This window comes from Kribbella rubisoli (assembly GCF_004217145.1).
GTDB lineage: Bacteria > Actinomycetota > Actinomycetes > Propionibacteriales > Kribbellaceae > Kribbella > Kribbella rubisoli.
Window position 1 is genome coordinate 500,073 of record NZ_SHKR01000014.1, and the last position, 20,699, is coordinate 520,771.

At 68.8% G+C, this 20,699-nt stretch carries 20 protein-coding genes and 1 riboswitch; of the genes, 8 read left to right on the forward strand and 12 right to left on the reverse strand.

Going from position 1 to position 20,699, the window contains the following annotated elements:
- Positions 1-7 precede the first annotated feature (7 nt).
- Positions 8-541 carry a hypothetical protein gene (locus tag EV645_RS27900; protein WP_242000704.1) on the forward strand — a complete coding sequence of 178 codons (534 nt, stop codon included), beginning with the start codon at positions 8-10 and terminating at the stop codon, positions 539-541.
- Here EV645_RS27900 and EV645_RS27905 read toward each other — a convergent pair.
- Together EV645_RS27905 and EV645_RS27910 are read right to left on the reverse strand one after the other, a co-directional pair.
- Positions 507-1,514 (reverse strand): pirin family protein, encoded by a 1,008-nt coding sequence (locus tag EV645_RS27905; RefSeq protein ID WP_130446973.1) that lies wholly within the window; start codon positions 1,512-1,514, stop codon positions 507-509. The two genes, EV645_RS27900 and EV645_RS27905, sit on opposite strands and share 35 nt — an antisense overlap.
- Positions 1,511-2,554 carry a PHP domain-containing protein gene (locus EV645_RS27910; protein ID WP_130446974.1) on the reverse strand — a complete coding sequence of 348 codons (1,044 nt, stop codon included), beginning with the start codon at positions 2,552-2,554 and terminating at the stop codon, positions 1,511-1,513. Before EV645_RS27910 ends, EV645_RS27905 begins: the two co-directional genes overlap by 4 nt.
- 125 nt (positions 2,555-2,679) lie before the next feature.
- On the opposite strand from EV645_RS27910, the gene EV645_RS27915 reads away from it, so the two are divergent.
- From EV645_RS27915 to EV645_RS27940, 6 genes are all read left to right on the forward strand, one after another.
- Entirely contained in the window at positions 2,680-3,885 is a 1,206-nt protein-coding gene (locus tag EV645_RS27915) for a PucR family transcriptional regulator (protein ID WP_242000705.1), read from the forward strand.
- 78 nt (positions 3,886-3,963) lie between these two features.
- Positions 3,964-5,157, forward strand: coding sequence for an acyltransferase domain-containing protein (locus tag EV645_RS27920; protein WP_130446976.1), 1,194 nt, complete (start codon positions 3,964-3,966; stop codon positions 5,155-5,157).
- Complete coding sequence (locus tag EV645_RS27925; protein ID WP_130446977.1) at positions 5,154-6,143, forward strand: beta-ketoacyl-ACP synthase III; 990 nt, start codon at positions 5,154-5,156, stop codon at positions 6,141-6,143. The genes EV645_RS27920 and EV645_RS27925 overlap by 4 nt, the downstream gene beginning before the upstream one ends.
- Before the next feature lie 77 nt (positions 6,144-6,220).
- On the forward strand, positions 6,221-6,469 hold the full coding sequence (locus tag EV645_RS27930) for an acyl carrier protein (RefSeq protein ID WP_130446978.1): 249 nt from the start codon (positions 6,221-6,223) through the stop codon (positions 6,467-6,469).
- A 127-nt stretch (positions 6,470-6,596) separates the two neighbouring features.
- Complete coding sequence (gene fabF, locus EV645_RS27935; protein ID WP_130446979.1) at positions 6,597-7,832, forward strand: beta-ketoacyl-ACP synthase II; 1,236 nt, start codon at positions 6,597-6,599, stop codon at positions 7,830-7,832.
- A gap of 18 nt (positions 7,833-7,850) precedes the next feature.
- Positions 7,851-9,275 carry a carboxyl transferase domain-containing protein gene (locus EV645_RS27940; protein ID WP_130446980.1) on the forward strand — a complete coding sequence of 475 codons (1,425 nt, stop codon included), beginning with the start codon at positions 7,851-7,853 and terminating at the stop codon, positions 9,273-9,275.
- Between the two features lie 215 nt (positions 9,276-9,490).
- Here the strand turns inward: EV645_RS27940 and EV645_RS27945 are convergent, their stop codons facing one another.
- The 4 genes from EV645_RS27945 to EV645_RS27960 form a co-directional block, all read right to left on the reverse strand.
- Positions 9,491-9,988 carry a DUF3145 domain-containing protein gene (locus EV645_RS27945; RefSeq protein WP_130446981.1) on the reverse strand — a complete coding sequence of 166 codons (498 nt, stop codon included), beginning with the start codon at positions 9,986-9,988 and terminating at the stop codon, positions 9,491-9,493.
- A gap of 183 nt (positions 9,989-10,171) precedes the next feature.
- Positions 10,172-11,125, reverse strand: coding sequence for a VWA domain-containing protein (locus tag EV645_RS27950; protein ID WP_130446982.1), 954 nt, complete (start codon positions 11,123-11,125; stop codon positions 10,172-10,174).
- Positions 11,125-12,087 carry a DUF58 domain-containing protein gene (locus EV645_RS27955; protein WP_130447314.1) on the reverse strand — a complete coding sequence of 321 codons (963 nt, stop codon included), beginning with the start codon at positions 12,085-12,087 and terminating at the stop codon, positions 11,125-11,127. Before EV645_RS27955 ends, EV645_RS27950 begins: the two co-directional genes overlap by 1 nt.
- Positions 12,088-12,116: 29 nt before the next feature.
- Positions 12,117-13,151, reverse strand: coding sequence for an AAA family ATPase (locus tag EV645_RS27960; RefSeq protein ID WP_130446983.1), 1,035 nt, complete (start codon positions 13,149-13,151; stop codon positions 12,117-12,119).
- Between the two features lie 204 nt (positions 13,152-13,355).
- On the opposite strand from EV645_RS27960, the gene EV645_RS27965 reads away from it, so the two are divergent.
- A complete protein-coding gene (locus tag EV645_RS27965) occupies positions 13,356-14,204 on the forward strand; it encodes a hypothetical protein (RefSeq protein WP_130446984.1) in 849 nt (282 codons plus the stop codon).
- Here EV645_RS27965 and EV645_RS27970 read toward each other — a convergent pair.
- The 6 genes from EV645_RS27970 to EV645_RS27995 all read right to left on the reverse strand — a co-directional run bounded on the left by EV645_RS27970 (position 14,201) and on the right by EV645_RS27995 (position 20,581).
- A complete protein-coding gene (locus tag EV645_RS27970) occupies positions 14,201-14,449 on the reverse strand; it encodes a CBU_0592 family membrane protein (RefSeq protein ID WP_130446985.1) in 249 nt (82 codons plus the stop codon). The genes EV645_RS27965 and EV645_RS27970 overlap by 4 nt on opposite strands.
- Before the next feature lie 24 nt (positions 14,450-14,473).
- Positions 14,474-14,539, reverse strand: a riboswitch (guanidine-III (ykkC-III) riboswitch).
- A 5-nt stretch (positions 14,540-14,544) separates the two neighbouring features.
- A complete protein-coding gene (locus tag EV645_RS27975; protein ID WP_130446986.1) occupies positions 14,545-15,345 on the reverse strand; it encodes an aldo/keto reductase in 801 nt (266 codons plus the stop codon).
- A gap of 75 nt (positions 15,346-15,420) precedes the next feature.
- Positions 15,421-16,503, reverse strand: coding sequence for a lactonase family protein (locus EV645_RS27980; RefSeq protein ID WP_242000707.1), 1,083 nt, complete (start codon positions 16,501-16,503; stop codon positions 15,421-15,423).
- Complete coding sequence (locus tag EV645_RS27985) at positions 16,500-18,086, reverse strand: alpha/beta fold hydrolase (RefSeq protein WP_130446987.1); 1,587 nt, start codon at positions 18,084-18,086, stop codon at positions 16,500-16,502. The genes EV645_RS27980 and EV645_RS27985 overlap by 4 nt, the downstream gene beginning before the upstream one ends.
- Before the next feature lie 58 nt (positions 18,087-18,144).
- Positions 18,145-19,074: an oxidoreductase gene (locus EV645_RS27990; RefSeq protein WP_130446988.1), complete on the reverse strand. Its 930-nt coding sequence runs from the start codon at positions 19,072-19,074 to the stop codon at positions 18,145-18,147.
- Between the two features lie 37 nt (positions 19,075-19,111).
- Positions 19,112-20,581 (reverse strand): M4 family metallopeptidase, encoded by a 1,470-nt coding sequence (locus EV645_RS27995; RefSeq protein ID WP_130446989.1) that lies wholly within the window; start codon positions 20,579-20,581, stop codon positions 19,112-19,114.
- Positions 20,582-20,699 lie beyond the last annotated feature (118 nt).

Consider the following 20,699-nt stretch of genomic DNA (forward strand, 5'->3'; position numbering starts at 1 on the left):
TGTCTGGGTGAACACAACTGAGCGTCCTGTCCCCCGCTGGGCGTACCGCCTGGCGCACCTCATCCCGTTCATGGTGCTGCCGTCCGGGTTGTGGCGACTCGGGCTGGTCTTCGGCTCGTCGATGGGCATGCTGGACCCGGACGGCAATGCCGCCCGGCTCGCAGGCGCCGGCGGCAAGGTGTACGTCGTCTGCCTGACGGTCTTCTCCGAGCTGGTCGCGTTGACAGCCCTGGGCATGGTCAGCCGCTGGGGCGAGGTCGCTCCGCGCTGGATCCCGCTCATCGGCGGCCGCGCCGTTCACCCGTACGCCGCGATCATCCCCGCGACCCTGGGCGGCCTGTCCCTGATCGCGCTCTGGACGTACGCCTTCCGCAACGCCTACACCGACCAGTTCATCCCGTTCTCCAGCACGGGCTGGAAGGTCCTGATGCTCACCTGCTACACCCCGCTGAACCTCTGGGGCCCCGCCCTCCTGGTCCTGACCTGGGCCTACTACCGCCGCCGCGTCAGCGCGCCCGCGGTCGTGGCTTCAGTGCGATAGCCGGCAGCGGTGGCGCCGGGAGCGGATCGCCGTCGTAGCCGGGGACGGGCCGGAAGCGGTCGTTGCCGCCGCCGCTGATCGCATCCTGCCAGGACTGCCGGGCGGCGACGATCTCTTCGTGAGAGCGGCCAATGAAGTTCCACCACATCACCAGCTGCTCCTCGAAGGGTTCGCCGCCGAGCAGGAGGAAACGAACTCCGTTGTCGGAGGCAACCAGATCGATCGACTGGCGGTTGGCGCCGAGGTAGACCATCTCGCCGAACGCCGGGGCCAGCTCCCCGACCGTGAGCGATCCGTCGACGACGAGTACGGCGTACTCGTTGGACGGGGTGAGCGGCAGGGCCAGCGTCCGGCCGGGCTCGATGGTGATGTCGGCTCCGACGAGCGGAGTGAACGCGGGCGCCGGCGAGGTGACACCGGCGACGGTGCCGATCATCACCGTGGCGTGCGCGCCGTCGAAGTCGAGCTGCGGCAGATCGGCGTACGCGTTGAAGGCCGGCGGGGTCGTCGTACGCACCGATTCGGGAAGTGCGACCCACAGTTGCGCTCCGTGCAGCATCGGCGGCGCGGTCGGGGCCGAGATCTCGGAGTGGGCGATCCCGTTGCCCGCGGTCATGATGTTGAGCTCGCCGGGCCGCACGAACGCATGCGATCCGACACTGTCGCGGTGCTCGATCTCGCCTTCGAACAGCCAGCTGACCGTCTGCAGGCTGGTGTGCGGATGCGGCGGCACCTGCATGCCGCGCTCCCCCGGTACGTCGTACGAGTCGACGCGCTGGGTCAGATCATCCGGGCCGTAGTGGTCGACGAAGCACCACGCGCCGACCATGCGACGGTTCTTGTTGGGCAGCAGCCGGCGTACCGTCGTCGATCGTCCGAGCACGACCTCGCGCCCTTCGAGCAGCTCCAGCGCGGGGCCCTCGCAATCCCCGGTGCCGATGACTTCCGCCGGATCCTTCTCGAGATCACTCATGATGCGGTCCATTCCAGGAGTTGCTGCTGGTCCCAGGTGTTGATGACGCGGTCAGGCGTGACGCCGCAGTCCTCGGCGCGCTCGCAGCCGTAGACCTGCCAGTCGAGCTGACCGGGCGCGTGCGCGTCGGTGTCGATCGAGAACATGCACTCCATCTCGACGGCCATCGAGAGCAGGCGTTTGGGTGGGTCGAGGCGTTCGGGCCGCGAGTTGATCTCGACCGCCGTCCCGAACTGGCGGCAGGCCTCGAAGACCACCTCGGGGTCGAACTCCGACTCGGGCCGGGTACCGCGGCCGCCGGTGATCAACCGGCCGGTGCAGTGGCCGAGGATGTCGACATGCGGGTTCGCGATCGCGCGGACCATCCGCTCGGTCATCGGCTCGGACGCCATCCGGAGCTTCGAATGCACGCTCGCGACGACCACGTCGAGCCGCGCCAGGATCTCGCTGTCGCAGTCGAGCGTGCCGTCCTCGTTGATGTCGACCTCGATCCCGTTCAGGATCTGGAACCCGTCCAGCTCGTCGGCGAGCTTTTTGTTGAGCTCGGCAACGACCTCGAGCTGCTGCAGCCGGCGTTCGCGGGACAGCCCGTTGGCGACGGTCAACCGGGGCGAGTGGTCGGTCAGCGCGACGTACGAGTGGCCGAGGCGATGCGCCGTACGCGCCATCTCCTCGATCGGGCTGCCACCGTCGGACCACTCGGAGTGCAGATGCAGGTCGGCCTTCAGGTCCGCCCGCAGCTGGTTGCCCGCCGTGGTCAGCTCCCCCGCAGCCTCTTCCAGCTTGACCAGGTACGACGGGGTCGCGCCGTCCATCGCCTCGACGATGACGGCCTCGGTCTTCGGGCCGATACCGGCGATCTCGGTCAGCGTCCCGGCCCGGCGGCGAGCACGCACCTCGGCGGCCGGCAGCGCGGCGATCGTGTCGGCGGCCCGCCGGTACGCCTTCACCCGGTGCGTCGGCTGCCGGTCCCGCTCGAGGTAATACCCGATCGCGCGCAACGCCGCGATCGCGTCCTCCACGCCCGCCTTGTCCGTCATGCACCCATCATGGCAGCGCGGATCCCCAGGCCATCACAATCGGGCCTACGGCCCGGGGCCAGGCGGGACCCGGCCTCGGAGCTGCGATTGTGATGGCCTGGGGATCCGGGGTCTATGGTCGGTCCGTGGCGAAGGGTGCGCACGTGGCGCGGGCGGAGCGGTTGCAGGGCGCGACCGGGGCGCTCGCCACCGCGGCAATGGCTGCGATGGAGGAGAAGCTGCCTTGGTTCGGGGAGCTCTCGGCGCAGGACCGGTCCTGGATCGGGCTGGTGGCGCAGTCCGGGATCTCGGCGTTCGTCGAATGGTTCCGCGATCCCGAGGCGCACTCCTCGATGCCGACCCGGATCTTCGGATCCGCGCCGCGCGAGTTCACCCGGGTCATCTCGCTGCACCAGACGGTTGACCTGGTGCGGACGACGATCGAAACCATCGAGACCACCATCGGCACGCTGCTACCGCCCGACGACGTACCGATCGTCCACGAGGCCATCCAGCGCTACGCCCGCGAGGTCGCCTTCGCCGCCGCTACCGTCTACGCGCAGGCCGCCGAGATGCGCGGCGCCTGGGACGCCCGGCTGGAGGCCCTCCTCGTCGACTCGGTGATCCGCGGCGAGGCAGACGAATCAGTCCGGTCCCGCGCCTCCGCCCTCGGCTGGACCGGAGCCGCCGGTACGACGGGGTCGGCCGAGGTGGCCGTTGTCGTCGGACGGGCCCAGAGCGCCGAGGACGCCCAAACGGCTTCGCACGTCGCCGACATGGTCAGGAACGCAGCCCGTGAGGCCGGCGCCGACGCGCTCTGCGCGATCCAGGGCGACCGCCTGGTCGTGGTACTCGGCGGTACGAGCAAACCTGTCGAGATCGTACAAAAACTGGCCCAATGGTTTGGACCCGGCCCGATCGTCGTCGGCCCTGTCGTGAAAGACCTGATGTCGGCCGTCACCTCGGCACGCGCCGCCGTAGCCGGCCTCCGCGCCGCGGCCGCCTGGCCCGGTGCCCCCCGGCCGGTGCAGGCCGATGAACTCCTGCCCGAACGGTCACTCTCCGGAGACGGCCACGCCCGCCGCCAGCTCGCCAATGAGGTCTACGGCCCGCTCACGGTCGGCGATGGCGTGCTCCTCGACACGGTTTCGGCGTACCTCGACTCCGGCGGATCGATCGAGGCGACGGCCCGCGCGATGTTCATCCACGCCAATACCGTCCGGTACCGACTCAAGCGTGTGGCGGACATCACGGCGTACAACCCGCTGGATCCCCGCGACGCTTTCACATTGCGTGTCGCACTGACCTTGGGTCGCCTGCTCAATCCGGAGCCCGGAACAGCCGTTTTGTAGGATCCCTACAAACCGGCCCGGAAGAATTCGTGCTCGCCCTGCGGCTCCCGACGGGCCCTGTTGAGGGAGAGTGGGCACGTGCTCGTCATCGTCGCACCCGGTCAGGGTGCCCAGACCCCAGGATTCCTCGAGCCGTGGCTGGCGGATCCCGTGTTCGAGAGCCGGCTGAACTGGCTCTCCGCGGTGGCCGGTCTCGACCTCGCCCACTACGGCACGGCGGCCGACGCGGACACGATCCGCGACACCGCGATCGCGCAGCCGCTGCTGGTCGCGTCCAGCATGCTGGCCGCGCTGGCGGTGTTCCCGCACCCGGCCGACGCCTTCACCAAGGTCGGCGCGGTCGCCGGCCACAGCGTCGGTGAGCTCGCCGCCGCGGCCGGTACCGGTGTGCTGACCGCCGAGCAGGCGATGGTCCTGGTCCGCGAGCGCGGCAAGGCGATGGCTGCCGCGGCCGCGCAGACCGCGACCTCGATGACCGCTGTCCTGGGCGGTGACCGCGAGGAGGTCCTGGCCAAGCTCGCCGAGCACAGCCTGACCGCGGCGAACGACAACGGCCCCGGCCAGATCGTTGCCGCCGGCACCGTTGAGGAGCTGGCCGCGCTGGCCGCGGACCCGCCGGCCAAGACCCGGCTGATCCCGCTGTCGGTCGCCGGCGCGTTCCACACCAGGCACATGGAGCCGGCGGTGCAGACGCTGGCGAAGTACGCGACCGCGATCAGCACCCACGACCCGCGGACCCGTCTGATCTCGAACCGCGACGGCCACGTCATCCACGACGGCCGGGACGTCCTGCAGCGGCTCGTCAACCAGGTGAACGCGCCGGTCCGCTGGGACCTGTGCATGCAGACCATGTCGGACCTCGACGTGACCGGCATCCTCGAGCTGCCGCCGGCGGGCACGCTGACCGGCATCGCCCGGCGTACACTGAAGGGTGTCGAGACGTTCGCGCTCAAGACCCCGGACCAGCTCGACGACGCCCGCGCGTTCGTGGACAAGCACGGCAGCCCGTCCGAGATCGACGCCTCCCCGACGTGGCGCCTGCTGGTCGCCCCGATCAAGGGCACCTTCACCCGCGCCGAGCAGACCCCCCACGAGACCGGCGACAAGGTCGAGGCCGGCGAGGTGGTCGCGACGGTCAAGAGCCTGCGCGACGAGGTCGCTGTCACCGCTCCGCACGGCGGCATCGTGGTCGAGTGGCTCGCCGAGGAAGGCGACCCGGTCGCCCCGGGGCAGCCGCTGGTCCGCCTGCACCCGGCCGGGAGCCCCGCATGATCACGGCGTCGACGGGTTCGACGTACGCCGGAGTCCTCGGCATCGGGTCGTACCGCCCGCGGCGCATCGTGCCGAACTCCGAGATCCTCGAGCAGATCGACTCCAGCGACGAGTGGATCCAGACCCGCTCCGGGATCAAGGAGCGGCGCTGGGCCAGCGACGACGAGACCGTGCTGATGATGTCGGTGAACGCGGCCAAGGGCGCGCTGGCCGACTCCGGAATCGACCCGTCCGAGATCGGCTGCGTGATCGTCTCGACGGTCACCCACCTGTACCAGACGCCGGCGATCGCGACCCAGGTCGCGGTCGCGGTGGGCGCCCCGACTGCTGCGGCCTTCGACATCTCCGCTGCCTGTGCGGGCTTCTGCTACGGCGTCGCGATGGCGAACGACCTGGTCCGCGGCGGCAGCGCGAAGTACGTGCTCGCGATCGGCGTCGAGCGGCTCAGCGACATCACCGACCGGACCGACCGCAGTACGGCGTTCATCTTCGCCGACGGCGCCGGTGCCGCGATCGTTGGACCGACCGACGAACCGGGGATCGGCCCGGTGGTGTGGGGTTCCGACGGCACGCAGCACCAGGTGATCAGCCAGCGGGAGTCGTGGCAGGAGGTGTTCGGCAACCACAACTGGCCGCACCTCACGATGGACGGCAACCCGGTGTTCCGCTGGGCGTCGTTCGAGATGGCGAAGACCGCGCAGCAGGCGCTCGACGTGGCCGGTGTGAAGGCCGAGCAACTCGACCTGTTCGTGCCGCACCAGGCGAACATGCGGATCACCGACGCGATGCGGCGGGCGCTGAAGCTACCTGAGCACGTCAAGGTCGCGCGCGACATCGAGCGCCAGGGCAACACCTCGGCGGCGTCGATCCCGCTCGCGATCACCGCGATGCGGGAGGCCGGCGAAGCCAAGAGCGGCGACCTCGCCCTGATCATCGGCTTCGGTGCGGGACTGGTGTACGCCGCCCAGGTCATCCGCCTGCCGTAGTCCATAGTTGTCCGGGGCGGCTCAGGTGGCCGCACCGGCTGTACAGCCAGCAGAAATCCGAAAGGGAACCAGAGAACATGGCCAGCACCGAAGAGATCCGTTCCAACCTCGCCGAGATCGTGAACGAGATCGCCGGCATCCCGGTGGAGGACGTCCAGCTGGACAAGTCCTTCACCGACGACCTCGACGTCGACTCGCTCTCCATGGTGGAGGTCGTGGTGGCCGCCGAGGAGAAGTTCGACGTGAAGATCCCCGACGACGAGGTCAAGAACCTGAAGACCGTCGGCGACGCGGTCGCGTTCATCGAGCGCGCCCAGAACGGCTGACGTACGCCGTCAACCGTGCTGGCCCGGGTGCTCATCGGGCTGCGGCCGATGCCGGCTCGATGAGCACCACGCAGTACACACCCCTCGCTCCCAACCGCAGATCTCTCATGTGAAGGATGAGGTAACCATGTCGAAGACCCGAGTCGTCATCACTGGGCTCGGAGCCACGACCCCGCTCGGGGGCGACGTGTCCAGCACCTGGGAAGGGCTGCTGGCCGGACGCTCCGGTGCGCGGCGGCTGACCGACGAGTGGGTGCAGAACCTGGCGGTGCAGATCGCCGCACCGGCCGCGGTCGACCCGACCGAGGTGATCGAGCGGGTCAAGGCCCGCCGCCTGGACCGGACGGCGCAGCTCGCCGTCGTCGCCGCCCGTGAGGCCTGGGCCGACTCCGGCCTGGAGGACTCCGGGATGGACAAGGAGCGGCTCGGCGTCGCAGTCGCCTCCGGTATCGGCGGCCTGCACACCACGCTGTCCAACTACGACGCCCTGCAGCAGAACCCGCGCCGGGTGTCGCCGCTGGCGATCCCGATGCTGATGCCGAACTCGTCCGCGGCGTACGTGAGCCTGGAGTTCGGCGCCAAGGCCGGCGTACACACCCCGGTCTCGGCCTGTGCCTCCGGCAACGAGGCGATCTGGCTCGGGCTCGACCAGATCCGGCTCGGCCGCGCGGACGTGATCATCGCCGGTGGCTCCGAGGGCGCGATCATGGCGCTGCCGCTGGCCGCGTTCGGGATGATGCAGGCGCTGAGCAAGCGCAACGACGACCCGGAGCGCGCCTCGCGTCCGTGGGACGTCGACCGCGACGGCTTCCTGCTCGGCGAGGGTGCCGGCGTACTGATCCTGGAGTCGTACGAGCACGCGAAGGCGCGCGGCGCGAAGATGTACGCCGAGCTCGCCGGAGCGGGCATCTCGGCCGACGGCCACGACATCGCGCAGCCGGATCCGACCGGCTCGGGTGCGCGGCGGGCGATGGAGCGGGCGTTGTCCGAGGGCGACCTGACCCCGGCCGACATCTTCCACATCAACGCACACGCCACGTCGACGCCGCAGGGCGACATCGCCGAGTCGCTCGCGATCCGGCAGGCGCTCGGCAAGGACGCCGACCACGCGGTCGCGACCGCGCCGAAGTCGATGATCGGCCACCTGCTCGGTGGAGCCGGCGCGGTGGAGTCGGTCGCGACCGTGCTCGCGCTGCACAACCGGGTCTCGCCGCCGACCATCAACGTGGACAAGCTCGACGACCAGATCGACCTTGACGTCGCGACCGAGCAGCGCAAGCTGCCCGAAGGGGACATCGCGGCGCTGAACAACTCGTTCGGTTTCGGCGGCCACAACGCCGCCATCGCGTTCAAATCGCTGTAACTCCCTTCGGAGGACCCCATGACCGTTGCCCCGGCGAAACCCGCCAAACTGCCCCGTGAGGTGGACCCGCGTAATCCGGTCACCCGGCTGACGAACCTGTTGGACCCGGGCAGCCTGGAGCTGATCACCCCCGACAACCTGTCGGGGATGATCGCGGCCCGAGGGCGGATCGCCGGGGCGAAGGTCGTCGCGTTCTGTTCGGACGCCACCGTGATGGGCGGCGCGATGGGTGACGAGGGCTGCGACGTCGTGGTCAAGGCGTACGAGGTCGCGCGCGAGGAGCAGGTGCCGATCGTCGGCCTGTGGCACTCGGGCGGCGCGCGGCTGGCCGAGGGCGTGCTGAGCCTGCACGCGGTCGGCAAGATCTTCTACGCGATGACGCAGGCGTCCGGGAAGATCCCGCAGATCTCCGTCGTGCTCGGCCCGGCGGCGGGCGGCGCGGCGTACGGTCCGGCGCTGACCGACATCGTCATCCTCGGTCCCGAGGGACGGATCTTCGTGACCGGGCCGGACGTGGTCCGCTCGGTCACGGGTGAGGACGTCGACATGCTCCGGCTCGGCGGGCCCGAGCCGCACGGCCGGCGCTCCGGGGTCGTCCACATCACGACCGACTCCGAGACGGCCGCTCTGGAGCAGGCCCGTCGGCTCACCGACCTGCTCGCGAACCAGGGCTCGATGTCCACGGACATCCCGGACACGGATCTGTCCGGGTTCCTGCCGGAGTCGGCCAAGCGTGCCTACGACGTCCATCCGCTGGTCGGAGGGGTGCTCGACGGGGCTTCCTCGGTCGAACTGCACCAGCGATGGGCGCCGAATATCGTCACCACGCTCGGCCGGCTCGGTGGGCGGACGGTCGGCGTGATCGCCAACAATCCGCTCCGCCTCGGTGGTTGCCTGGACGCGCTATCGGCGGAGAAGGCGTCGCGGTTCGTCCGGATGTGCGACGCGTTCGGCGTACCGCTGGTCGTGCTGGTCGACGTACCGGGTTATCTGCCGGGGGTCGGGCAGGAGTGGGACGGCGTCGTACGGCGGGGTGCGAAGCTGCTGCACGCATTCGCTGAGGCCGTCGTACCGCGGGTGACGTTGGTGACGCGGAAGACCTACGGCGGGGCGTACATCGCGATGAATGCGCGGTCGTTGGGGGCAACCCGCGTGTTCGCGTGGCCTCGGGCCGAGGTGGCTGTGATGGGTGCGGTCGCGGCTGTACGGGTGCTGCACCGCCGGAAGCTGGCCGAGGTCGACCCTGAACTGCGGCCGCAGGTCGAGGCCGAACTGGCCGCCGAACACGAGACGATTGCCGGCGGCATCGACCGCGCCCGCGAGATCGGCGTCGTCGACGAGGTCGTCGAGCCCACTCGCACCCGCACCGCCCTGGCAACCGCCCTGGCGAAGGCAGAGGCCGGCGGGACTGTCCGCGGCAACCACGGCAACATTCCGCTTTAACGGTTTTGACGGCTGGAAGGGCACGGATCCGTAGATCCGTGCCCTTCACGTGGTGCGGCCGCTGTTGTTAACAACCACCGGGGGTGTCCCGACACCCGGTGGCCCAGCGGCCACGGCCCCTCCCACCCTTGTAGAAGTCTGATGCTCAGTCTCATCGAAAAGTTCGCGGAAAGCTCCGCCCTTCACGGCTTTCTTCTCAAGTTCTCAGGAACCGCTTAGACAACTTGGTGGAGCCAGCGGACGGGTGCACCGTCGCCGGCGTAGCGGAAGGGCTCGAGCTCGTCGTCCCAGGGGCGACCGAGCAAACGCTCGACCTCCTCGGTCAGGTCGGCCTCGCCGCTGGCCGCCTTCAGCATGGCCGCCTTCAGCCGCTCCTCCGGCACCATGATGTCGCCGTGCACGCCGGTGGTCGCGTGGAAGACCCCGAGCTCCGGCGTGAACGAGTACCGCTCGCCCTCGACGCCGTTGCTCGGCTCCTCAGTGACCTCGAACCGCAGCTTCTGCCATCCGCGCAGGGCGGATGCCAGCTTGGCCGCGGTGCCGGCCTCGGCCTGCCAGGACAGCTCGGCCCGGTACGTGCCCTGGGCCGCTGGTTGCGGTGTCCAATCCAGTTTTACGGGCACGCCTAGGATGCCGCCCGCGGCCCACTCGACATGAGGGCACAACGCTGACGGCACCGTGTGGACGTACAGAACGCCACGAGTTGTCGCCACCGGGACCTCCTGTGCTCGAGGGGCGCCTTCCCCAGCGTTCTCGAAACACACCTGTCAGTCCTGGCAGACTCGTACATCTTGCACCACGAGCACCTTCAACACCAGTAACCTCGCCGTGTCAACTACATCACCATCGTGTCGCGATTCAGGTCGACGAGCGGCGAGGCTCCCGGGCCGGGCTGATTACGGGAACCGGGTCGCGAGCGCGATGCAGGCGCCGGCGGCGGCCAGCGTGAAGAGCATCGCGATACCGGCGTACCGGGCGGTGATCTCCTTGTCGACCTCGTCGTACCCGACCGAGGAGCCGATGTCCTTGTAGACGTCCTTGAGCTCGCCCGCGGACTCCGCGGTGTATGCCTCGCCGCCGGTGGTCTCGGCGATGCTGCGGAGCTCGGTGCGGTCCGGTGGTACTCGCTGCCGGATGCCGTCCATCTCGATGAAGCCGGAGTCGGTGCCGAAGCAGATCGTGTACACCGGGGTGTTCTTCGCCTTGGCGGCCTGCGCGCCTTCCTGCGCCGTCCGGCCGACCGTGCGCTTGCCGTCCGACAGCATCACGATGCGGGCCGGGGCCGGGTCGTTCGGGTGCGCGGGATCCGGCGGGACCTGGGTGAGCGCCTGCAGCGAGGTGAAGATGCCTTCACCGGTCGCGGTCGACTCGGCCAGCTCGAGCCCGTCGATCGACCGGTCGATGGTCGCCCGGTCCGTGGTCGGCGGCACGATGATCGACGCCGTACCCGCGAAGTTGACCAGTGCCACGTTGAACTTCGTCGGCAGGTTGTTGACGAACTCCTTCGCCGACTCCTTCGCGGCCTCCAGCCGGTTCGGCTCGATGTCGGTCGCCATCATCGACAGCGAGACGTCGATCGCGACCACGATCGTGGCCCGCTCACGCGGCACCTTGACCTTGTCCTTCGGCTGCGCGAACGCCAGGATGCAGGTCATCGCGGCCAGCAGCGCCAGCCCGACGGCGAGGTGCCGCCGCCACTGCGGCCGCCGCGGCGCGACCCGGTCCAGCAACGCGATATTCGTGAACCGCAACGCGTACTGCGAGCGACGGTGCTGGAGGAAGATGTACCCCGCGACGATCAGCGGGATCAGCAGCAGCAACCACAATCTGGCCGGAGACAGGAACTCCATCAGCGAGCCACTCCCTTCGGCGGTTGGTGCAGGCGGGGCGCCACTCGCCGGTAGGCGAGCACGAACCGCACGGTGTCGGCGACCCAGTCACGGTCGGTCCGCAGTACAAGATGCCCCGCACCTACCCTACGCAGAGCGGCCCTGGTTCGTTCCCGTTGTGCGAGAGCGGCTACCGCGAACGCCTCCCGGACCTTGCGCCGCCGGGTGTCGATCTCGCGCACCTCGCCGGTCTCCGGGTCACCGATCGTGACGACGCCGATGTTCGGCAGCTCGAGCTCGCGCGGGTCGACGATCTCGACCGCGAGCACCTGGTGCTGAGCGGTCAGCTTGCGCATCGCGCGTTCCCAGGACGGCTCGATCTGGCTCGCGACCTCACCGTCCTGCGGGGTCAGGAAGTCGGACACGATCACTCGCAGTCCACGCTTGCGCTGGGTCCGGGCCATCGACTCCAGCGCCGCGGCGAGATCGCTGCGATGCGCCTCCTCGTCACCACTGAACTGCTCGGCGAGCAACGCGCGCAGCAGGCCGTAGAGCGCAAGCCGCCCGGATCGCGCCGGCCAGCGCCGGAGCGCCGAGTCGCGCAGCATCAGCCCGCCGAAGCGGTCACCGAGGCGGTGGGTCAGGAACCCGACGGTCGCGACAGCCGCCACAGCGAGCTCGCGCTTCTCGAGGGTCGACGTACCGAAGTCCATCGAGCCGGACAGGTCGACCAGCGCCCACGTCTCCAGCTCACGGTCCGCGATCAGGTCGCGGACGTGCGGGATCGTGGTCCGCGCGGTGACGGCCCAGTCCATCCGTCGTACGTCGTCGCCGACCTGATACTCACGCGCTTCGGCCAGCTCGGTGCCCGGACCCGGGAGCAGCCCCAGGTGTTCGCCGTGCAGGTAGCCCTCGAGGCGCCGTACGACGGTCAGCTCCAGCCGCCGCAACGCACGCTCGGGAGCGAGCTGCGAGATCGTCATCGCAGCCCGCGGGTCTCGTCGGTTCGGCACTACACAAACTCCGGGCGGCCCGTGCCGTCGGCTCCGTCGCGCCACACCGGCTGCGGCGGCGGGACGGTGGCCAGGATCCGCTCGATCACGGCCCGCGGGTCGATGTTGTCCGCGACCGCGTCGAAGGTCAGGCCGAGACGGTGGCCCATGACGTCGAGTGCGACGGTCTGGATGTCGCTCGGCAGCAGGTAGTCCCGGCCGTGGATCAGCGCCAGCGCCCGGCCGGCGGCGATCAGGCCGAGGGTCGCGCGCGGGCTGACGCCCAGCTCGATGATCGGCTCCAGGTCGGGCAGGTGGAAGTCGGTCGGCGTACGAGTCGCCATCACCAGGCGTACGGCGTACTCCGCGACCAGGTTGTGGACGAACACCTGCTCGGCCGAGCGCTGCAGCTCCATGATCGTCTCGGGCTTGAGCACCTGCCGCGGCTCCGGCGGGTCGACGCTCATCCGGCGGAGGATCTCGAACTCCTCGTGCCCGCGCGGGTGCGGTACGTCGATCTTGACCAGGAAGCGGTCGCGCTGCGCCTCGGGCAGCGGGTAGACGCCCTCGGACTCGATCGGGTTCTGGGTCGCGATGACGATGAACGGCTTGGGCATCGGGAAGGTCTGGCCGCCGATCGACACCTGCCGCTCGGCCATCAGCTCGAGCATCGCCGACTGCACCTTGGCCGGTGCGCGGTTGACCTCGTCGGCCAGCACGAAGTTCACGAACGTCGGACCGAGCTCGATGTCGAAGGTCTCGCGGGTCTGCCGGTAGATCCGGGTGCCAACGATGTCGGACGGGACCAGGTCCGGGGTGAACTGGATCCGGGCGAACGTGCCGCCGACCACGCTTGCGAAGGTGCGGACGGCCAGCGTCTTCGCGACACCCGGGACGCCCTCGAGCAGACAGTGACCCTTCGCGAGCAGCGACACCATCAGGGTCTCGACCATGTGCTCCTGGCCGACGATCACCCGCTTGACCTCAGCGACGGCCTCGCCGATCAGCCTGGACTGCTGGGCCACGGCACCCGTGGGCATCGTCGTCTCGGTCATGCATGTCCTTCCGGGGCCCGCGTGCGCGGACCATGTCATTCCCCACTTCGCAACACCGGTCATTCCATCAGATCACCGGGGCCAGCGGGCGCAGGGCCCACCGGGTCCTCCCCCATCCTGCCCCTCCGAGCCAAATCGCGCGCGCCGACCGTTACCGCACGGCCGTGGCGACAGTGCTACCAGGGATGTGGTGGGATTGGGGTGATGACTGCGACCGAATCCCAGACCGAGGTGCAGCCGGCGGACCCGCCGGAGGAGCGCCGTGCGCTGGAGATTCCGGAAGCTCTCCCGTTGCAACCGGAGGACCCGCCGCGGGTCGGCGAGTTCTGGCTCCGCGGCCGGCTCGGCGCTAACGCCGCCGGCTACCTCTACACGGCCAGCGACGAGGCCGGCCGGAACGTCGTCGTCGCGATGATGACCGAGGGCTCCGCGGACGACGCGGCCGCCCGCGACCGGTTCGTGTACGCCGTCGACGACCTGCCCGAGGAAGCCGTACTGGGCCACAACGACGGCGATGACGACGACCTCGCGCTCTGGGTCGCGGTCGGGCCGATCCGGGAGGACGACGGGTCGAGCGCGGCGTCCGACGAGCGGTTGATCGCGGAGCGTCGCGGCGAGGAGATCCTGTCCGCAGTACTGATGGATCGCATCCCGCAGATCGGCAAGCTGCGCGGGCCGGAGTTCCGTCACTACTGGGAGAGCCGCCGGCGTCCTGGTCTGTTCCGGATCTGGCCGCTGCCGTGGCCGAACGCTCTGCGCCCGGCATCGCGGTGGGCGCTCGCGTTCGCGTTGCTGACGATGGCGCTGATCATGGCGCTGGCCGTCTTCCTGGCGTGGCTGCTGTTCCGCCACGCGGCGCCGCTCGAGCCGGAACCCGTCATCCCGACACCGACGAACACGGCCACCGTCACCGTCACGCCGACCACGCCGCCGCCGGGCACCGGCTCGACCTCACCGTCCATCACGGTCAGCCCGAGCCCGGTCCCGACCGGTATCCCGACCACGCTCCCGTCGGGCACGGGCACGGCGACGAACCCGGGCGACAAGTTCTAGTCGGTCTGTTGCCGTCGTTTCAGGGTTAGCAGGCCGATCAGACTGATGACGGCCCAACTGCCCTCCAGCAGCAGGAAGCCCCAGGAGAGCTGGATCGCGGCGATGGTGGCGAGGACTCCTGAGCCGATCAGGTTGAGAAGCTGGTAGGTGATGGTCCGCTGGCGCAGGCGACCTGCCTGAGCGGCGGCGAACGCGAGCAGAATGGTGACCGCGCCAACGATCTCGAGAACGTCGAGTACGTGCATGAGGACGACCCCCTCCGTCAGGGTGGGGCGCCGTCTTGACAGACCGGGTACGGCGCCGCTCGTCCGGGGAGCCCGCTTGCCGTGAACTCCTCTCGTCAGGATAGCAAGCGCAGCAACTCCGGATCCCGCCAGAGCTTCTCCGGTACGGGCTGGCGGACCAGTGCTGCGTCGGCGCGGATCTCGGCCGGTGACGATGCCGCGATCAATACTGACGTGACCGCGGAATGCCTGCTGGGAAAGGCGAGTGCGGCCTGCGGGAGGGAAACGCCGTACCGCTCGCAGACTGCCGAGATGCGCCGGGACTCGACGGTGTCTGCGTGGAGGACCTGTGGTGTGAGTACGCCGGAGACGATGACGGAGACTCCGCGCGCTAGGCAACGATCCAGCAGCGGTACGGCGGTACGGTCGAGCAGCGAGTACTGCGCTGTCAGCAGCACGCAGTCGAACTCGACGTCGCGCACCAGGCGGTCGAGCTCCTGCCAGTCGTCCGACACTGCTCCTACGGCCTTGATGATCCCTTCGCGCCTCAGCCGGTCGAGCCTCGGGTAGGCCGACTCGTCGTGGGCGAACGCGAGGTCGATCGCGAGTCCTAGTTGCGCGCGGCTCTCGTCGATCGAGGTCTTCGGATCGTCTCCGACCACCTTCGTCGACACCAGGAACTCACCCCGTGGGCGCTTCTGCAGCCCCGTACCGAGTCGTCGTTCCGAGTCGCCGTACGCCGGGGACGTGTCGAAGAACCGGATGCCCGCCTGGTATGCCGCATCGACGGTGGCAACCGCGGTCGCGTCGCCGTCCGGGCCCGGCAGCTCGCCGAGATGCGAACCGCCGAGCCCGAACCGCGGCGGCCGGAACCGGATCGTCGAATGGGGTGCGAGCACCTGGCTCGGTGCGGCCATCGCACTCACCTCCCCTGATCGGTACCTACCAGGATCGGGGTTACGCCCGGACTTCGCATCCCGAACCCTTTCTGATCAAACGTTGACGCAGACCGGGGTCGGCGTGCTGAAGTCGCTTGCCTGGGTCAGGGCGCCGGTCGTTTGGTCTACCGCAAACGTGGTGATGTTGTTCGACTTCTGGTTGGCGACGAAGAGCAGGCGGCCGGTCGGGTCGAACGCGCAGTGCCGCGGCCAGTCGCCGCCGCAGTTTGGTATACCAACGAGCTCGAGGTGCGGGCCGTCGGTGCTGAAGATCGCGATGCTGTTGTGCCCGCGGTTGGTCAGGTAGACGAAGCGTCCGTCCGCGGAGATCACCACCTCCCCCGGATAGTTCTCCCCTTCGCCCACCGGGAGCGACTCGAGCACGGTCAGTACGCCGTCGTCGTACCCGCAGATCGTGACCGTGCTGTCGAGCTCGTCGGCGACGTACGCGTAGTTGCCGGACGGATGGAATACCAAATGCCGCGGACCGGCACCGGTCTTGACCTTCGCCTGGTGCTGCAGCCCGAGCTTCCCGTCCGCGAGCGTGTAGGTGTAGATCGAGTCCGTGCCGAGGTCGACGCCGAGCACGTACTGACCCGCCTGCACGATCTCGTGCGCGTGCGGCGCCGAGCCCTGGTGCTTGACCAGATCAGTTTGTTGCCCAAGGCTTCCATCTGCGGCGATCGGGTGAACCGCGATGTCGCCGGATCCGTAGTTCGCACTGAGCAGATAGTCGCCGATCTTGGCGACATGGCAAGGCCCGGATCCCTTGTTGGGTTGACGATTCAGCACTCGCGGGGTGCCCGAGATGTCGATCGCTGTGACGGCGCCGGCATCCTGCTCGTTCACGGCGTACAGGAAGTTGCCGGACCGGATCACGAAGGACGCGTTTGGTATACCAGCGATGCTGCCGGCCGGGCTGATCTTCCCGGCCTCGTCGTACGTCGCGATGCCGATGCTGTCCCCGTACGTCCCGAGATACAACGTGCGGTCCTCCACCTGACCGCCTGCAGGCTCTCGGCCGTGCGCCTCCGGGCTCGGCGCGCCCGGTTCGGGTGCTTCGCGGGTCGCGGCCTGGTGGATCGGAGCGAGCGCGGCCGCGGTGAAGCCGAGGAATCCTCGGCGGCTGACGCTCACGCCGCCACCGGAACGCTGATCCACGACGGATCACCGGCAGGCGAACTGAACGTCACCGTCGACCCGATCACGCTCCGCCCGAGATACCGCGGATCCACGGTGTCCACCACCAGCACGAGGTGGTGCCCGGCCGGCACCTCCCAACTCGTCGCCTCCAGCCCTACGTCGAGCGGCACCGCCTTCCCCGGCGTAGCACCGCGCAGCGTGTACGGCTTGTGCGACATCAACGACCCGACCCCCAGCGCATCAACGTCGTACAGATAGGCGAAGAGCGAAGTACTGGCCGCCGACGGCTTCACGGTGACATGCAACTTCGGCATACCATTCACAACCGTCGCGCTACTGAACGCCGGCCCGGACCAGACCCCGGCGAACGACCTGTCCACCAAGGGAGTCACAACACCCGTCGGAATCGACAGCAGCCCTTGCAGCGCACCGGATACGAGCGCCACCCCACTATCCGCGACCGTTGGTATACCAGCTCCGATCGACCGACTCCACCCAGTCGACGCACCACCCTGCAGCGCTCCTGCCTTGGTCATGTACGACGTCCGCGGCTGCCCGACCGCCGCCCAATTGGCATACCCGCGCCACGTGCCACGCTGCGACTTCAGCTGCACCGGCGGCTCGGCGTCCGCACCGTTGTCCGCACCCGTCAGGTAGTGGCGCAGCCAGTCGACAAGCTCGTCCCACGTCTCATTTGGTAGACCAAGCGCTCCCGTCACCTCCGGCGTCGCGTGATCGCCATGCGCAAGCAGCAGCCGCTTCGGCCCCGTCAGGCTGGTGAAGAAGTCCGTGTACTGCGACGGCGGGAAGATCGAATCCTCGAACGCGTTCGCCAGGAACACAGCCGGTTTCTTCGCGTTGATTTGGTCTACCATCGTCGCCGCGGACCGCGCCGGCGAGAGCTGACTCGCCTCCGCGATCGCACCGTCGAAGTCACCGGTGACGAACTTCGTCTGCAGGGAAGCCATCTCCGGCCCGGGCCGGCCTGTGATGTTGCCCAGGGCAAGCAGACCGGCGACGGACTGAAGCGCGACGGTGTGGTTCGGATCCAGCGACCGGATCAGATCGGCCCACCCGCTGAGCGCGCCGACCGCCTTGATCCGCGAGTCCTTCGCGGCGGCGAGCAGCGACGTACCAGCGCCGTAGGAGATCCCGACTGCAGCGACCCGGCTGGTGTCGGCCGGCGTGTGCTGACCGGCCCAGTCGATCACCTTGCTGACGTCGGCGACGGTCGGCGGTCCGGCGATGTCGATGCCGCCGCCGGAATCCCAGAAGCCTCGGCTGGAGTACGAGATGACCTGGAACCCGGCCGTGGCCAGCTTCGTCCCCTGGCCGACGTACTCCACGTTCGGCACACCCCAACTCGACGGCATCACCACGAGCGGGAACGGGCCGTCCCCCTGCCCGGTCGGAGTGAGTACGACCGCGCCGATCTCGGTCCCACCGGCGCCGGGGATGCGCTGGTATACCGCGCTGAAGCCCGGCGCGGTCTGGCTGGCATCAGCACTCGGACCGATCGTGATCAGGGTCAGAGCGACCGCAAGGGCGCCGGTGATTGCCACCGTAAGTCTGCGCACTGGAACCTCCGGCGTTCGGGAATTACCGGAGGGTAACCAGAAAGTTGCCGCTGTGTCACTACCTCGGCACGGTGAGTGCTGGATCAACCCCAGTCGCCTCGACAGACCAGTCCCACAGCTCCTTGGCCAGCCCAGCGTCCTGCGCAGTCCGCGTCGGCAGTACGACCTTCGGCGTACCGCGGTACTCGAAGAAGCCCGGTCCGACGAACGATCCGGGGCGCAGATCCGGGTACGTCGCGGCGTACAGACTCGGCCACGCACCGGCCGCGGCGGATTGCGCGACGAGGCGGGTCGCGGCGGCCCAGAGCTGCGCCTGACGGAGATTGCCGGCAAGCTCAGGCCCAGCAGCCTGCAGGTGCGTCGAGGCGTACCCGGGATGCGCACCGACGCTCAGCAGGCCGACCCCGGCAGCACGCGCGCGGCGATCGAGCTCGAGCATGAAGAGCAGGTTCGCGAGCTTCGACTTCCCGTACGACTCCCACTTCCGGTAGCTGCCCGCCGGCCGGCGAAGGTCGGCCTTGCTGATGCCGCGAACGGTCTTGTGCATGAACGAGCTGACCGTCACGACACGGCTGCCCTTGACCAGCAACGGCATCAGCCGGCCGGTGAGTGCGAAGTGACCGAGATGGTTGGTGCCGAGCTGGAGCTCGAACCCGTCGACGGTCTCCCGGTACGGCGGCGCCATCACGCCGGCGTTGTTGATCAGCAGATCCAGCCGCTCGTACGACGTACCGACCTCGTTGGCCGCCTTCTCGACACTCGCAAGATCAGCGAGGTCCAACTCGAGCACGGTCGGCGCTCTCCCGGCCTTCTGCGTCAACGTCTCCGCAGCCCGCGCCGCCTTCTCCGGATTGCGCGCCGCGACCAGCACGTCCGCGCCATGCCGCAGCAGCTCCAGCGCGGTCTCGTACCCGAGTCCGCTCGTAGCACCCGTGACGAGCGCCAGTTTTCCGGTGAGGTCAGGAATATCCGCAGTACTCCAGGTCATGCGCCCACAGTAGTGGTGGGCGCACGACCTGCAGCCGCTACTTCAGGATCTTGCGGGCCTTGAAGGCGTCGGTCACCGTTTGCGCGGCGGCCTTGCCGTACAGCAGCCGGGCAGCCTGGACGGTGTCCTGGGCCGCGGCGGCGAACGAGGTGTCGGGGTCGTAGAAGTACGTGGCCTCGAGGATCAGCTTGTTCGCCTTGGTCCGGCCGAGCGCCTGGTGGATGTCCCACAGCGCGTTCGACCAGATCTCGCCGTCGTCGTGCACCTCACCGTCGATGTCGTCGGTGGTCTTGCCGGTGTCGGTACGACGCAGGCAGTGCGGCTCGTCGCTCGTGTACGACGTGGCGTCCCAGTCCATCACGCACGGCAGGTTGAAGCCCTTGCTGACCGGGACCGACATGGTGACGGCCCAGTAGTCGCCGAAGCCCTCACCGATCGCACCGCCCTGCTCGGACTCGCCGAATCCCGGGACGATGTCGTCCTGGATGGCGTGACCGTACTCGTGCCAGATGACCTCGGCGTCCTCGGCGTCGTCGACCCCGCCGTCGCCGGTGGTGATCATGTCCGTCGACGGGTCGTAGAACGAGTTGTCGTCGCGGATCGTGTCGACCGAGAAGTCCTGGGACTCGTTGTTCGCGTCCTTGAACCCGAGCGACTGGATGTACTCCTGCGCCTGGTTGATGTGGTAGTACACCATCACCTGTTCGAACTTGTTGTTCGCGCGCTGGTAGACGAATGTGTTGTTCTTGTTCTGCGCGAGGCCGCCGTTGCCTTCCTTGATGTTGACGAAGGCGCCGTTGAGCTTCCCGGAACCGTCCAGGTTGCGCAGGACCACGTTCTTCTGCGCCAGGAACAGCGCGTCCTGGTTCTTGTCGTTCATGTCGGTCAGCTTCTCGTTCTGCGTGCTGACCACCGGGTTCGGGTCGAAGACCGAGCCGCGGCCGTCGACGTTGTCGCTGATGACCTTCGACGCGACCACACTGCCGGTCTTCGCGTCGACGAGCGACTGGCTGACGCCTTCGGTCGACCGGCTGGTGACGGTCCAGACCAGGCGGGCGTCCGGTCCGCCGACAACCGCGAGTTGAGCGGCGCCGCTGGTCGCGTCCGGCTGCTTCGCGAAGCTCTTGTTCGGCCCGGCCGCTCGCGACCGGGCCGCCTGCGCTGTGACCGACGCGTTCGCGGTCTGCGTCGCGGACGCCGGCGCGACCTTCGCGCTGACATCGAGGTTCGCCGGTACGGCGTCCCGCCCGTCCGCGATCTGCACCGTGCCGTCCTTCGCGACGTGCTTGGCGTAGTACCCGTCGACGACCGGCAGGCCCTTGAAGGTCTGCTGGTACCAGTAGTGCTTGCCGAGCAACGACGTCTTCGTCTTGATCAGCTTGAGCCCGTTCGGATTGGCTGTCGCCGCCTGCGGCGCGGCCCCCGCGGCGCTGGTGAACGACAACCCGAGCGCGACAGTCGCCAGTCCTGCGGTGGCGGCCACAAGCGCCTTCCGGCTTTTCGACATTCGCTTCCCTCCCACGTTCCTGTTGCGTAACGCAACCACTACGATCCGTCGAACCCTAGTTCGGCGTACCGCCCGCTGGGAAGCGGAACTCCGCGTGATTCTGCGGATTTCACGGCGG